General features: G+C 32.9%; 14 protein-coding genes. 13 read left to right on the forward strand and 1 reads right to left on the reverse strand.

Features of this window, described 5'->3' with window-relative positions:
• The first annotated feature begins 79 nt into the window (after window positions 1-79).
• The 6 genes from FUA24_RS07180 to FUA24_RS07205 all read left to right on the forward strand — a co-directional run bounded on the left by FUA24_RS07180 (window position 80) and on the right by FUA24_RS07205 (window position 8160).
• Window positions 80-976, forward strand: coding sequence for a FecR family protein (locus FUA24_RS07180; protein WP_148541006.1), 897 nt, complete (start codon window positions 80-82; stop codon window positions 974-976).
• Window positions 969-3305: a TonB-dependent receptor plug domain-containing protein gene (locus FUA24_RS07185; protein ID WP_246146973.1), complete on the forward strand. Its 2337-nt coding sequence runs from the start codon at window positions 969-971 to the stop codon at window positions 3303-3305. Before FUA24_RS07180 ends, FUA24_RS07185 begins: the two co-directional genes overlap by 8 nt.
• A gap of 107 nt (window positions 3306-3412) precedes the next feature.
• A complete protein-coding gene (locus tag FUA24_RS07190) occupies window positions 3413-5050 on the forward strand; it encodes a DUF1800 family protein (RefSeq protein ID WP_148541008.1) in 1638 nt (545 codons plus the stop codon).
• Between the two features lie 11 nt (window positions 5051-5061).
• Window positions 5062-6684, forward strand: a complete 1623-nt coding sequence (locus tag FUA24_RS07195; protein ID WP_148541010.1) for a DUF1501 domain-containing protein — start codon at window positions 5062-5064, stop codon at window positions 6682-6684.
• 215 nt (window positions 6685-6899) lie between these two features.
• Window positions 6900-7628, forward strand: a complete 729-nt coding sequence (locus FUA24_RS07200) for a hypothetical protein (RefSeq protein WP_148541012.1) — start codon at window positions 6900-6902, stop codon at window positions 7626-7628.
• 148 nt (window positions 7629-7776) lie between these two features.
• Complete coding sequence (locus FUA24_RS07205; protein WP_148541015.1) at window positions 7777-8160, forward strand: hypothetical protein; 384 nt, start codon at window positions 7777-7779, stop codon at window positions 8158-8160.
• 27 nt (window positions 8161-8187) lie between these two features.
• On the opposite strand, the gene FUA24_RS07210 is transcribed toward FUA24_RS07205, so the two are convergent.
• Window positions 8188-8427 carry a helix-turn-helix domain-containing protein gene (locus tag FUA24_RS07210; RefSeq protein ID WP_148541017.1) on the reverse strand — a complete coding sequence of 80 codons (240 nt, stop codon included), beginning with the start codon at window positions 8425-8427 and terminating at the stop codon, window positions 8188-8190.
• Window positions 8428-8841: 414 nt separating this feature from the next.
• Between FUA24_RS07210 and FUA24_RS07215 the strand changes: the two genes are divergently transcribed.
• From FUA24_RS07215 to FUA24_RS07245, 7 genes are all read left to right on the forward strand, one after another.
• Window positions 8842-9276, forward strand: a complete 435-nt coding sequence (locus FUA24_RS07215; protein ID WP_148541019.1) for a GNAT family N-acetyltransferase — start codon at window positions 8842-8844, stop codon at window positions 9274-9276.
• A 154-nt stretch (window positions 9277-9430) separates the two neighbouring features.
• Window positions 9431-9889, forward strand: a complete 459-nt coding sequence (locus FUA24_RS07220) for an SMI1/KNR4 family protein (protein ID WP_262713602.1) — start codon at window positions 9431-9433, stop codon at window positions 9887-9889.
• Window positions 9890-10046: 157 nt separating this feature from the next.
• Window positions 10047-10496, forward strand: a complete 450-nt coding sequence (locus tag FUA24_RS07225; protein ID WP_148541023.1) for a hypothetical protein — start codon at window positions 10047-10049, stop codon at window positions 10494-10496.
• 176 nt (window positions 10497-10672) lie between these two features.
• Window positions 10673-11050, forward strand: a complete 378-nt coding sequence (locus FUA24_RS07230; RefSeq protein ID WP_148541025.1) for a DUF2750 domain-containing protein — start codon at window positions 10673-10675, stop codon at window positions 11048-11050.
• Between the two features lie 70 nt (window positions 11051-11120).
• Entirely contained in the window at window positions 11121-11936 is an 816-nt protein-coding gene (locus tag FUA24_RS07235; RefSeq protein ID WP_148541027.1) for an AraC family transcriptional regulator, read from the forward strand.
• A gap of 76 nt (window positions 11937-12012) precedes the next feature.
• Window positions 12013-12513, forward strand: coding sequence for a VOC family protein (locus FUA24_RS07240; RefSeq protein WP_148541029.1), 501 nt, complete (start codon window positions 12013-12015; stop codon window positions 12511-12513).
• A 293-nt stretch (window positions 12514-12806) separates the two neighbouring features.
• Window positions 12807-15341: a glycoside hydrolase family 2 TIM barrel-domain containing protein gene (locus FUA24_RS07245; RefSeq protein ID WP_148541032.1), complete on the forward strand. Its 2535-nt coding sequence runs from the start codon at window positions 12807-12809 to the stop codon at window positions 15339-15341.
• Window positions 15342-15366: the final 25 nt, after the last annotated feature.

The raw sequence follows: 15366 nt of genomic DNA on the forward strand, positions 1-15366 counted from the left end.
AATTTATTTTTTGATTTTTTTTAAAAATTAGGGTAGGAAAAAATAAAAGTTAATTGTTATATAATTGAATAGAGGAAAAATGGACAAAGAAACTTTAATATTAAAATGGTTAAATAACGATCTAAATGATCAGGAGCTTCAAGCTTTTAAGAATCTTGAAGACTATGATGATTTGGTTAAGTTAAATACCAACTTACAGGCTTTTAAAGCGCCAGAATATGATGCTAATAATGAGCTTAAGAGTGTATTATCTACCATTAAATCTACTAAAGAGAAGAAAACGCACTGGATAAAACCATTTATGCGCGTAGCTGCTATTCTTGCCATTTGCTTTAGCCTTTATTATTACACAACAACTATAGATACTACGTTTACAACAGAAATGGCTCAAAAGACCTCATTTGAGTTACCAGATGCGTCTTCAGTATCTTTAAATGCACAATCTGAACTAGTATTTAATAAAAGCTCTTGGAAAAACAACAGAGAAGTAGAACTTAAAGGCGAAGCCTTTTTTAAAGTTGCCAAAGGTTCTTCTTTTAACGTTATAACAGAAACAGGAACCGTAACGGTTTATGGCACTCAATTTAATGTAAAACAAAGGGACAATTATTTTGAGGTTATTTGCTACGAAGGTTTGGTAGGTGTTACTTTTCAATCTCAAGAAACTAAATTAAAACCTGGCGACAGTTTTTTAATTATTGATGGGAAAAAAATTGCTAAACTAAAAGAAAATGCCCCAGCGCCTTCGTGGTTAAGTAACGAAAGTGAATTTAAAAGTTTACCTTACAGACAAGTTATTGCCGAATTTGAAAGACAATATAATGTAGACATTACACTTGTTGGTATTGATTCTAACGAACTATTTACAGGTAATTTTACGCATGACAGTATTGATGTTGCATTAAAATCTATTACCTTACCTTTACAATTAACGTATAGTAAATCTAACGATACTATAATTTTAAAGCGTGAATAGAAAAGGCATTCTTTTTCTTTTTGTTGTATTCTTTTTTTTGAAAACGCCTGTTGTAAAAGCACAAACTATTCAAAAAGAAAAGCTAACGCTTGCTTCAATTTTAACAACCTTGGAAAATAGGTATAATATTAGCTTTTCTTATGCAGATAAAACTGTAAAAGATAAAAAAGCTATGATGCCTAATAAAGACATATCATTACAAGACGCATTGCGGTTTCTAAAAAAAGAAACCAAGCTAGACTTTGAAGTTTTAGACAATAGGTTTGTGGTGGTTAAACCAGTAAAAAAAAAGCGCAATAGTTTTAGAGTTCAACAACTAGATGAAGTTATTGTTAGCAATTACCTTACTACAGGTTTAACAAAATTAAATGATGGTTCCGTAACTATAAAACCCGAGGCATTTGGTATTCTTCCGGGGTTAATAGAACCAGATGTTTTACAAACCATTCAAGCCTTACCTGGTGTATTAAGTACAGACGAAACTGTATCTAACATTAATGTAAGAGGAGGCACCCATGATCAAAACTTACTGCTTTGGGATGGCATAAAAATGTATCAATCCGGACATTTCTTTGGTTTAATATCGGCTTTCAACCCCTATATTACTAAGAAAATTAATGTATATAAAAATGGTACAAGCGCTAAGTACGGCGATGGTATATCTAGTATTATAGATATGCAATTACCTAATGAGATTGATAATGAGTTTAAGGCTGGCTTAGGACTAAACTTTATTAATGCTGATGGATTTGCAAAAGTACCGTTATCTCATAATACAGAATTACAGTTATCTACCCGCAGATCTGTAACAGATTTAGTAGAAACCTCAACCTACAATCAATATTTTAAACGTGTTTTTGAAGACTCAGATTTTTACAGCAATTCCATATCACAAAATGAAACCTTCTACTTTTATGATGTTACTGCAAAGTTTCTATATGATGTAGCGGATAGAGATAAAATTAGAGTTAACTTTTTACACATAAATAATAATTTTAATTACGATGAACAGTCTCGGGTTAATGACGTAACCGAAGCCTTAAATAGTAACCTATCGCAACAAAACCTATCTGTAGGGCTAACCTACACCAGAGATTGGACAGATCAGCTTACAACAACGGCACAATTCTATGCGTCGAATTACGATTTAGATGCTACCAATCATGATGTTTTTAATAATCAGCGTTTAATTCAAGAAAATAGAGTAAATGATCGTGCCGCCAAACTTGATGTTAATTACAAACACAACCACCAGTTTAAGTTAAATAGTGGGTATCAATTTTCGGAAGTTGGTATTAGTAATTTGGCAGACGTTAACAACCCAGGTTTTAAAAGTTACATTAAAAACGTACTTAAAAGTCATGCGCTTTATGCCGAAACATCACTATTATCATATAATGCTAAAACTAAATTAAAAACGGGAGCTAGGCTAAATTATATTGAGAAATTTGGGATGTTCTTTGTTGAACCAAGGCTTAGTTTTAGTCAGCGGTTCCTTAACAATTTTAGGTTTGAAGTTTTAGGAGAACTTAAAAGCCAAACAACATCGCAAACCATAGATTTACAAAATGACTTCTTAGGCATTGAAAAACGCCGTTGGGTACTTTCTAATAATAACACAGAAGTTATCGTAGATGGTAATCAAACCATAAACCCAGTTCCAATTTTAAAAAGTAAGCAACTATCAACAGGTTTACATTATAGTAAAAACAAATTATTACTAAGTGCTGAAGCTTATATTAAAAAGGTTGATGGAATTACCACCAGGAGTCAAGGGTTTCAGAACCAATTTCAATTTGTAAATCATATAGGCAGCTATGAAATTAAGGGTATTGATGTTTTGTTAAACAAACAGTTTGATGATGTTGTTAGCACCTGGATTTCATATTCCTATAGTACCAATAATTACCTTTTTCCGGAATTAAACGAAGGAAAAAAATTCCCAAACAATACAGACATAAGGCATGCCATTACTTTTGCAGGCACCTATACATTTAATGATTTAAAATTAGCCTTAGGTTTTAATTGGAATTCTGGAAAACCCACAACATTTGGCACTCAAGAAGAGATTCAAAACGATACCGTAATAACCTATGAAAGTCCAAATAGTTCTAATTTAGATGACTATTTAAGGGCAGATTGTTCCGCAACTTATTCCTTATACCTCTCAAGAACAACAAAAGCAACTCTTGGCGCTTCTATTTGGAATATTTTAAACAGAAAAAACATTATTAATCAGTACTATACATTAATTGATAATGAAGCAACGCTTATTAAAAATGAATCGCTGGGACTAACTCCAAATGTAAGTTTAAGAGTTCATTTTTAAAGTCAATTTACACTTAATCGATATTATTGACTTTATTTCGGCGATTTTAGATCCAACGCTCAGGATTTAAGCGTATTAATAATTAAATTGACCAAAAAATATCAGGTATGGCATCACTAAACCCGCTTGGCTCAAGTTTAGACTTAAGGAAAGCTAAACATTTGCTTAGACGCGCTACTTTTAATTATACAAAAGAACAATTAGACACTTTTGTAGGCATGTCTGCAACAGATGCTGTTAACAGTTTAACAGCCGATGTTGCCTATACTTTAGCAGAACCTTATGATCCACTTCCAATGGAAGCACCAGATGGCTATTGGATTTCATCTCCAGAGCACCCTAATACATTTGATGGTCAGTTTAGAAAACGTGCTTATATAGCTGCATGGTGGTGGTATAATGCTTATAATAAAGTTAGTTTAAAATATAAACTATCGTTCTTTTTTCATACCTGCTTTACGGTAGCAAAAGATGACGGTGCAGGTTTATCACCTTTCTTTTATGACTACTTAAAATTATTAGATTTTTACGCTTTAGGAAATATTAAAACTTTAGCAAAAAAAATAAATCTAGATAATGCCATGTTAGATTATCTAGACAATACTCAGAATAACAAGAATAACCCGAACGAAAACTACTCAAGAGAATATCTGGAGCTTTTTACAATTTTAAAGGGTGAACAAATTGGAGACGGTAACTATACCAATTACACGGAAATAGACATACAGCAAGCGGCTAAAGTGTTATCTGGATTCAAAAAGCAATGGGATAGAAATGGAAATGTAGATCCAGACACCAATTTACCAATGGGGTATGCAGCAATAGGTCAGCATGATACTAATGACAAGACTTTCTCTAGTGCATTTAACAATCAGGTGATTACTGGTAGAGATACGGCAGCGACAATGTTCGATGAGCTTGATGATTTTGTTGAAATGGTCTTTGCGCAAGAAGAAACCGCTAAGGCGTATTGCCGAAGGTTATATAAGTACTTTGTTAAAAGTAAAATTTCAGCCGAAGCGGAAACCGATATTATAGAACCTTTGGCTCAAATTTTAATAGACAACGATTATGAGGTACTCCCTGTCGTAACCACCTTATTAGCAAGTGAACATTTTTATGATGCAGATGATAGTGACCCTACAGACCACACCATAGGAGCAATCATAAAAAGTCCGTTACAACTACTTTGCGAAGTATTTTCAATGTTCGATATTCAATATCCAGATCCTGAAACAGAACAATTGTTTTTCTATCGCAATTTTTTCCACTGGTTTATTACAGGTGGATTCTTCCAACCTGCAGGAATGGATTTCTTTAACCCAGACTCTGTGGCCGGTTATCCAGCGTATTATCAAGAACCAGGGTTTGACCGAAACTGGTTTTCTTCAAACACCATTATTGGCAGATACATTTTAGTAGCTGGCATACTAACCCAAAATAATAATTATGCAGAATTAGATACGGTCTTATTTGTAGAAAACAAAATTGATGCTAATGATGCCAGAGATCCTAATTTGCTAATTGCAAGTTTAACAGATTTGTTGTTCCCAGAAAGTATCGATACCGACAGAACCGATTACTTTAAAACGTTTTTAATTGAAGATTCTGATGATTATTACTGGACCGGTGCTTGGTTACAATACATAAACACACATAGCCAGAACGATAAAAACACAGTTAAGACAAGATTAGATGCTTTAATAATTGCATTAGTAAATGCAGCAGAATTCCAATTAATGTAAAAGCTACAAAGATGAAAAGAAGAAATTTTATAAAACTATCGGCAACTGCTTCAGTAATTGGATTAACACCTTTTCAAGTTCAAGCTGCTTTAAAATCATTTATTCCTTTTGAATGCCCGGATATATCGGGCAGAAAACTAGTGCTTATTAATTTAGCCGGAGCTAACGATGGATTAAACACATTAGTGCCTTTAAATCAATACGACGCTTATAGCAATTTAAGACCCACTATAAAAGTTCCAGAAACAGGAATAAACAAATACATAACCCTAGATGGCACACTACCCGACGAACAACAAGTAGGTTTAAACCCAGCACTTTCTGGATTTAAATCATTATATGACAAAGGATTAATGCGTGTTGTAAATGGTGTTGGATATCCATCGCAAAACAAAAGTCATTTTAAATCTACAGATTTATATTTTACAGGAAATGATGGTAATAGTGTTTTAAACGGTTCTGATACGGGCTGGATGGGACGCTTTATGGAGCAGTATTACGAAGATTTAATTGTTGAAAACTACCCATTAGCTGTAGAAATTGGTTCTAATAAAACCTCTTTAGGATTTCATGCTGAAGAAGCTCATGGACTTTCCCTAAATATCACAGGGCAAGACCCAGCAGGTTTTTATAATGTAATTAGTGGTTTAGGAGGAGAACCTCCTGCAAATATTCCAGATTCAGATTATGGAGATCAGTTAGCCTTTATTACAAACACTAGCGCCTTAACCAATACTTATGCACAAGCTATTTCTGTTGCTTTTGATAAAGGTAGAAACGATATTTCTTATCCAGATACAGATTTGGCAGACCAATTAAAAACTGTTGCCAGATTAATTAGTGGCGATTTAGGTTCTAAAATTTACATGGTAAGAATATCTGGTTTTGATACGCATAATGCTCAAGTACAAGAATCTGGTGATGTTCTTGGTAGACACCACGAATTACTCACAGAACTATCTGAAAGTATGGAAGCCTTCGTTTTAGACTTAGAAAGTCAGAATTTAGGTGGCGATGTTGTTGGTGTAACCTTCTCTGAATTTGGTAGAAAAGCTGCAGAAAACGGAAACCTTGGTACAGACCATGGTGAAATAGCACCTATGTTCCTATTTGGAAAACCAGTAGAAGGTGGTATGACGGGTATTAACCCTAATTTATCTGAAGCTGTAGAAGGCAATAACTGGCAAATACAGACCGTACAATATGATTACAGACAAACTTTTGCTTCGTTACTACAAGATTTCTTAGGGGCTGATAATGCTATTATTGACAATACATTCTTTAACTATACGGCTAATGACAGCTTTTCTAATTTGAAAATTGCCGACATTTTAAAATCTGAATTCGATATCTCAAAAGGTTGTGTAGCCTCTAATAACGAACCAGGTGAAGATGCTAAAAATTGGTTGTTGTACCCTAACCCATGTAGAAATGTAGCGTACCTATCGGGGATTAATACTTCTGAAACTGTTAGCTACAGAATTTACAATTCTTCGGGCTTGTATATTTCTGAAAATACGGTAACTATGGCAGATGGTAAAGCAGATGTAAACTTAACTGCTTTGAGAAGCGGGCTTTACTTTGTTGAAGTATTAGGTGATAAAAAAGAGATTCACAAGGTGATTAAGCTTTAGGCTTACAAAGCTTATGGCTTTTAACGAATTTACCCTGAAATGACTGGGATATCCAGGTGAAAATTTGTGTACCACCTCTAATATTACCATAGCATACAAACATACTCATCAACAATTTTTCTTACATAAAAGATTTACCATCGTATTACGCATATAGTAGATATATGATTACCTTTGTAATCATATATCTACGTTAGCGTTAATTAGAACCAAAAATGAAAAAAAAATTAGCAGTATTGATTTTTATGGGAATATTAGGACTTTTTGGATTCAAGTCAAAAAAAAGTGATTTGAAATCAGCAATTGAAATAAAAATTGAGCCGGTAACTTATGAGAAACAAATTGCAGTTTTTAAATCATTAGGTTATGAATTTGCAGAAGGAGTAACAAGGGAATTAATTTTAACTGACGGATATGCGGAATCGGTTTGGGACGAAATTAGAAAAGAAAGGCTTCAAGAAATAGAACAAAATCCATTTTCAAGACTATACTATTATTTTGGGTGGAGAAATCCTAAAATTTCCGGATTTAATTTTAGTGATAAATGTATTTGGTTTGACCTTGAATTTATTGACCCAAGCGACCAATATATTTGGTTTATGGAACGAATGGGAGCAATTACTAACGGAGAAATTAATTACTCTGACATATCAATTCAAATAGACAATGATAATTACGAATGGATAGTTTTTAAAGTAAATGGAATTGACAAAAAATGGAAATTAGAGAAAGTTGGCTACATTTCAGATTCTTTTTTTCAAAGATTTTCGTACCTACCATCTGAATTGAAAACCAATGGAAAATACACTTATTATGATGACGGCGGACAACAATTTGTAATTGACTATGCAACTGAAAACGAGCAAAAGGAATTTATAAAACTAACTGGATTAAATAGAGAATGGTTAGGAGACGGAAATCATTTCTCTGAACCAAAAGAATAACTAACGCTAACAATGGCTATAAGTAATTGCTTGTTCTCGCCTACTTCTGAAAATCCTTGCGGATTTTCAGTTTGGTGTGTACTTGCAAAATTTAGTACTAACCCACGCAACTACTCATAGCCGAACCATTAACTTTAATTAAAAAAATATGGAAACTGAAATCTACATAAAGTCTGAATTATTTCCAGCATACCCTGGAGAAGAAGAAGAAATCAATCCAGGAAGATTCGGAAAAAGACTTGCTGAGTTTATTAAAGAACTTTTGATTAAAGAAAATATTGAAGTAGCCGACTTGTATTCTACTGATTATAGTTATGAATTAAGATTAGACCAATTTAAGTTTAGTGTTTATATATCTACTGGTAATATTGATGAAGAAAAAAATGAGTTTTTAATTTCAATTAGCCCAAAGAAAGAATTCAAGAGGAAGTTATTTAAAAAAATTCCAACTAAAGAGACTGTTACTAAAATTTACAACGTTATAAAAAAAGGAATTTTAAATAACCCTGAAATTCAAATAATGGAAATTTGAAGTGAAAATGGAAAATAGGAATCAAAATTATTCTCTTTTAGAAAAGTATACGTCACATATTTCCGGCAAAGGAACCTCCAAAGCTTGACTTATTTTGAATAAAGTATGAATAGTAGCATTAGTCCTTCCTTTCTCAATCCTCGAAATATTGGTTGTGTCAATTCTCGCCTCTATTCTACCGACTAAATCCACCTGGGTTAGACCTTTTTCAAGTCTGATTCTTCTTATATTCTGACCTACAATTTTTAAAACTTCCGACTTTTTCATACTTGCCATATTTGACAAGTCAATAAAAGATTTATATTTGCATATATTAATGTCATATATGACAAGTTCAATGAAAAAACAAGAAATAGACTTTTCAAAATTGGTTGACAACTGTTCCCTATCTCCAGACTAATTCACAAAATATTTAGATTTGGGAGTGGAAATGCTATTTTACCTAGAGGAGGATACTTTTGACAGAAAAGATATTCAGAATGTCGTTTACGCGATAAAAAGGATTATCGATAATTTGAGAAAATTAAATAACCAAAACTAACAACATGTAAAAATAATGCGTAAGTTTATTCCTCAATCATAACATCATACCAATTTGTTCGTGTCCTATTTTCCCTTAGAAAATCCTCGGACACAAAACCACACTTGAGTATACGAAGCCATTGCCAGTAATTTAAGAGAATGGAAATTATAATTAGAAATGCAGAAATAATAGACTCGGAATCAATAACAGAACTTTCAAATCAATTGGGCTATAAGGCAGAAAATACTGATATTCAAAATCGATTGAAAGAAATTTTAGGGCATTCCGATAATTGTATTTATGTTGCAATTGAAAATGAAAAGGTAGTTGGTTGGATTCACGGATTTTATTCAATTAGAGTGGAGTCAGACTCTTTTGTAGAGATAGGAGGTTTAGTAGTTGGTGAAGATTATCGAAAAAACGGAATCGGAAAAAAATTAGTGAATAGAGTAATTGAATGGACTAAACTAAAGAATTATGAAAAAGTCAGAGTGAGATGTAATGTAATAAGAAAGGAGAGTCATAGATTTTACGAAAAAATCGGATTTGAAATAAATAAGGAACAGAAAATATTTGACAAACGACTGAATTAAAAACTACCGGCAACAATGGCAATAAGTAATTCCTTGTTATCACCTACTTCTAAAAATCCTTGTGGATTTTCAGTTTGGTATGTATATGCAAAGTTCAGTGTTAACCTAAGCAACTACTCATAGCCGCAACCGCTAAGTGCAATTCGAAAAAAGTATGTTAGAAAATATAATCTACAGATTGAAGAAACAAGAAATTAAGGTATATTCCAGTGGACCTAACTCTGCTGAGAGAATAGATAATGCCTCAAAAATTTTGGAAATTCAATTGCCTGAAAGTTTCAAAAATTATCTATTGATCTATGGCTCGCTATCTGTAAAATCATTTGAGCTAAATGGTTTAATAAATGTCTCGAACGATTCTGAACCTGTTCATGCAAATTTTGTTGGACTGACAAAAGAAAGTCAAGATAAGTATGGACTCATAAAGACGTACATTCAATTAGGAGATGCTGGACTTGGAGACCAATGGGTTTTATGTTGTAATTCTAAATCGAAAAACTATGGAAAAGTGTTTTATTGGAATCCTGGAATATCAGGAGAAAATGACATGGAAAAATGTGCTGATAGTTTTGAGGAATTTATTGAAAAGAAACTTTTAAAATTAATTGAATAAAAACTGCAACTAACAAAGTATAAAAATAACAACTTGGTTCTAGCCTACTCTGAAAATCCGCAGGATTTTCCACTAATTCGTCTCATTTTCGGTAAGTTAGTTGAATACTCAAACAACTATCCATACACGCGCGAACCGCGAACAACAGAAAGAAAACATGGAATTTAATACAGAAAATAGTTTAAAAAAAGTAGAGAGAAATAAATATATTGCTATTGCAGTTCTTGTATTTGGACTATTTAAAATTTTTACTTTTAATTGGCCATATCAATTTACAACCTCATCATATTTCGGTTTAGTACAAGTTATATTACTACCGATTATAGGAACTGTGCTTCTAGTGAATAGTTTGAAAAAAATTAAATTAATTAGTGGTGATTTTATAAAATTTAAGAACAATACATTTCATATCAAATCGAGAGGTTTAGAAAAAGAAATTTGCGATTTAAATGAAGTTGATTCAATAAACATTAATCTAGACAACATTGTGATTAACTGCTCAAATAACTCTTGCATAAAAATTTATTTAGAAGATTATAATGAAATCAAAGTAAGGAAAGAAATTAAGAAGAATTTTGAAATCCTGAAAACAGAAATGACAAATTAGAAATGAATTTTAACGAAAAGAAAAGCCAGCAGGCAATACTGCATAATCGCAATTACAACAGACTGGACTATGTACTAATCCACTCGGAATTGCTAAAGTCAGTGCCAAACCGAAAAGTTTGCCTACTTTAATCAGTAAAAGATGGTTATACTAACCGTTAGCTCTCATTTAAAAAAATGCACGAAAAAAAATATCAGAATATAATTGAATTAAATAATGCTGAACGTTATGATTATCTAATTCGTAAAGTCGCTGACTTTGAAACAATCTATTTGATTTACGAAAAATTTTGGCAAATGAGTACTTCGGACATAAACGGAATTGAATGCATATTAGTTTTTCCTGAAAAAAACTTTGCACAAGAACATATTAAATTAGAAAAATCAAAAAGCGTGAAGAAAAAAGACTTATATAAGTTCATTAATTGGTTAGAAAAGGATAAATCTAACAAATTGAATCTTGCCGTTTTTCCAAACCAAAATAATGAAGCAAGAATCGTGAATTCATCTGAATTGAAAAATGATTTGCTGAATGAATGTGAACAGTATGAATAAAAAACGACACCACAACAATGTGTAAAAACGCATTTTAAACGAACCGTTACTCAAGAAAACAACCGAAGAAATGGACTATCAAACATATGAACCACATTCTGATTTAAAATCACTTGTTAATTGCTATTGGACTTTAGAAGTGCCGAAACAACCTGAATCGCAAAAACAAAGAATTGTTCCTGATGGGTGTATTGAAATGGCCTTTATTCTCGGAGATGATATTAAACGGTTTACCTCAGAAGATGAATTCATACTTCAACCTCGTGCAATGGTACTAGGACAAATACTCGAACCATTTCATATTGAGCCAACGGGCTACGTCAATTCATTTGCCATTCGATTTTATCCTTTTGGGTTTGCCAACTTTGTTTCGGAACCCATTGGTAATTTGGCAAATAAAGAAACACCAATAGACCTGCTTTTTAAAAAGGACATTGCAAATAATTTAGAACACGAAATAATCAATGCTAAAAATACGGAACAACGTATAAGCATTATCGAAAAATTTTTTCTACAAAGACTTAACGACGAAAAAACGATTGATAAAATTGTAAAAAACACAGTCGACTCCCTAATATCCACCAAAGGAAGCGCCTCAATAAACTCAATTCTGAAAGACGACTTGTCGAAGCGAAGACAACTTGAAAGAAACTTTAAAAAGCAAATTGGCTTAAGCCCTAAACAATTGGGAAAAGTGATTAGATTACAAACCGCTTTAAAAATGTTACTTAATCCGAAGTCTGAAAGCCTTACCAACATTGCTTATGAAAGCGAATATTTTGACCAAGCACATTTCACAAAAGACTTTAAAGAATTTACTGGAGTAAATCCAAAAGAATTCATTAACGACGAAAACTTAGCCCTTTCTGCACTTTTTTATAAATAATTTAGCGTGTCGCATTTTTACAATTTCAAGTAGTTGTCTACTCCTAATTTTGTCTTGTATAAACCACAAGCAGAAAATGAAAGACACATTACTTATTACTATCATTGCCTTAACCCTTGGCATTGTATCGTGTAAAAACAAAGAGACAAAAGTTTCTGTTTCCGAATCAAATCCCAATACAGAAACAATAATCAAAAACGATAATAATATGAACAGCTTTGTATCAATATTTGAGATTCCAGCAACAGATATTTCACGAGCCATTAACTTCTACAAGGAAACTTTAGGCGTACAAATTGAAAGATTAGATTTTCCAGGAATGGAAATGGGCTTATTTCCATACCAAGACCAAATGGTTACAGGTGTAATTATGAAAGGTGAGGGTTTTGAACCTTCTACCAGCGGTGTTACTATATACTTAAATGCAGGAGATAACCTGCAACCTGTTCTTGATAAAATAGAAATGCATGGTGGTAAAGTAATTATTCCTAAAACACCACATGCTGATGAAAGCGGGTATTTTGCTATTTTCCACGACTCAGAGGGAAATAAAATCGGACTTCATTCTCCAAATTAAAAAGAGTGAACGTACAAGTTACGTATAGACAAAAACGGTTCAAGTTTCCACTTGAACCGTTTTTCGTTTTATTAAAGTATATTGTAGTATCGAAAAAGTAGTGTTTCAAAATCTACTACTACTCATGCTTGAGACCGTTGTGCGTCATTTTCATCCGTGTTGAATAAAGATTACTCCATTTTTCTATTTAATTACTCATTTTTTAGTGCTTGTTTAGTAAAAATATAGACACTATACATTCAAATTACGGTTAAAACCCCCAACTTTGTACTAAACGACTAAACATTTACAAAATGAGTACAAAGCATATGTTAGTTGGCTTAATGGCCTTCTTAATGTTATCCTGCGCCAAAGTAGAAACTACACAATCACAAGAAAATTTCAACTTAGATTGGAACTTTTTTTTAAGCGAAAAAGCAATTGATTTTAATCAAATTCAAAACAACCAATACAAAAAAGTTAACCTTCCACATGATTGGGTTGTTGAAGGAGAGTTTGATGAATCTCTAGGGAAAGATGCTTGGGCAACAGGCTATATTAGAGGAGAAGGTTATGGTTACTACACCAAAATATTTGATAAAGCAGTTTCTGAAGACGAACTAGTTTACGTATTGTTTGATGGTGTTTATAACAATGCAACTATTTTTATTAACGGCCATAAATTAGGATTTCATCCATATGGGTATTCACCTTTTTACTTCGAAATTTCCGAACACTTAAATAAAGACGGTAAAAACAACGTTCTTGCTGTACAAATAGACCATTCTAGATATGCTGATAGCCGCTGGTATTCCGGTGCTGGTATCTATAGAGAAGTAGCTTTAATAACCGATAAAAAACTACACATACCTGTTTGGGGGACTTTTGTTACTACGCCAAAAGTCTCTAAAGAAAAAGCTAAAGTTAACATTCAAGTTTCTGTTAAAAATGCTTTTGGAGAGAACCATGAAGCAGAAGTTAAAACTGTAATACTTGATGCCGACAAAAAAGAAGTTGCTAGTGTTTCAAAAACTATTGAAATTTCTACCAAAAATACACAAACCATTTCTCAAGATCTTGAAATAAACAATCCGAGTTTATGGGGTATAGATAGTCCGTCGCTTTACACCTCCGTAACTACAATTAAAAAAGCAGACCAAGTTTTTGACACTTATGAAACACGTTTTGGTGTTAGAAGTATAAAATTTGACACTAATGAAGGCTTTTTCTTGAATGGAGAAAACATGAAAATTAAAGGAGTTTGTTTGCATCATGATGTTGGATTAGTTGGAGCTGCTGTACCTAAAGGCGTTTGGAAGAGAAGACTTCAAGTTCTTAAAGATGGTGGTTGTAATGCTATTAGAAGTTCTCATAATCCTGCGTCAAAAGTGTTATTAGAAGTCTGTGACGAAATGGGAATGTTAATGCAAGATGAATTTTTTGATGAATGGGACAACCCAAAGGATAAGAGATACAATAAATGGGAAGAAAAAAGTACCGACTACATTACTAGAGGTTATGGCGAACATTTTCAAGAATGGGCGCATAAAGATTTAACTAATGTTATGCTAAGTCATCGTAACCACCCTTCAATAATTCAATGGAGTATTGGAAATGAAATTGAATGGACTTACCGTAGAAATGCTGCGACCACAGGATTTTTCAATAATATGAGCTGGAAAGGAAATTACTTTTGGTCTGAACCTCCGCATTCAATTGAAGAAATTAAACACCTTATGAAAACCCTTCCAAGAGGGAAATATGATATTGGTGAAACGGCTCAAAAATTATCTAAGTGGACAAAAGAAATAGACACTACAAGACCTGTAATAGCTAATTGTATTTTACCATCTTCTAGTCACCTTTCTGGGTATTCAGATGCTTTAGATATTGTTGGTTATAGTTACAGAAGAGTGCTTTATGATTACGGACATAAAAACTATCCGGAAAAACCAATAATGGGAACCGAAAACGTGGCACAATATCATGAATGGAAGGCTATTATGGAAAGACCATTTATTTCGGGAACTTTTTTATGGACTGGTGCCGATTATATGGGTGAAATAAGACAAAGTTGGCCAACTAGAGTACAACCTTCGGGAATGATTAACACCGCCAGTTTTCCTAAAGGCTCTTATTACATGATGAAATCCTTATGGACCGATGAACCAATGATTCATATGGCTACACAAACACTTGAAAAGTCCCTTTACAAGTTAAAAGGTGATGACCTAATTGAAAAGAAAAAAGACGGATGGAAACATTACTTATGGCGCTGGCAAGATGTAAACGAACATTGGAATTATAATGAAGGGGATACTGTTGTAACCGAAATTTACTCTAATTGTGATGAGATTGAATTATTCTTAAACGGTAAATCTTTAGGCAAACAAAAACTAACGGAAACCGTTGGTAACATCTATAAATGGGCTATTCCTTATACAGAAGGCACTTTAGTTGCCAAAGGAACAAAAGATGGACAGCCAATAGAGTCTCAATTAATAACTGCTAGAAAAGCAACTAAGATTAAATTAAATGCAGATAGCAATGTTATTACGGCTAATAACGAAGATGTTGTGCACATAATAGCCGAATTATTTGATGACAATGGAAACCCTGTTAGAAGCGATAATAAGCTAATAACATTTACTATTAATGGCGAAGCAAAACTATTGGGTGTGGATAGCGGATGGAAAAATAGTGTAGAGAAATTCCAATCTAATAAAGGTACAACACACAATGGTAAAATCTTGTTAATCCTACAAGTAAAAGATAAAACAGGCTCTGTTGAAGTTATAGCAAATGCAGAAGGTTGTACAAGTGAATCAACAACCATTACCATAGAGTAGAAATCAATTAGAATTTTGTACAAAT

The sequence above is a fragment of the Seonamhaeicola marinus genome (genome assembly GCF_008085455.1).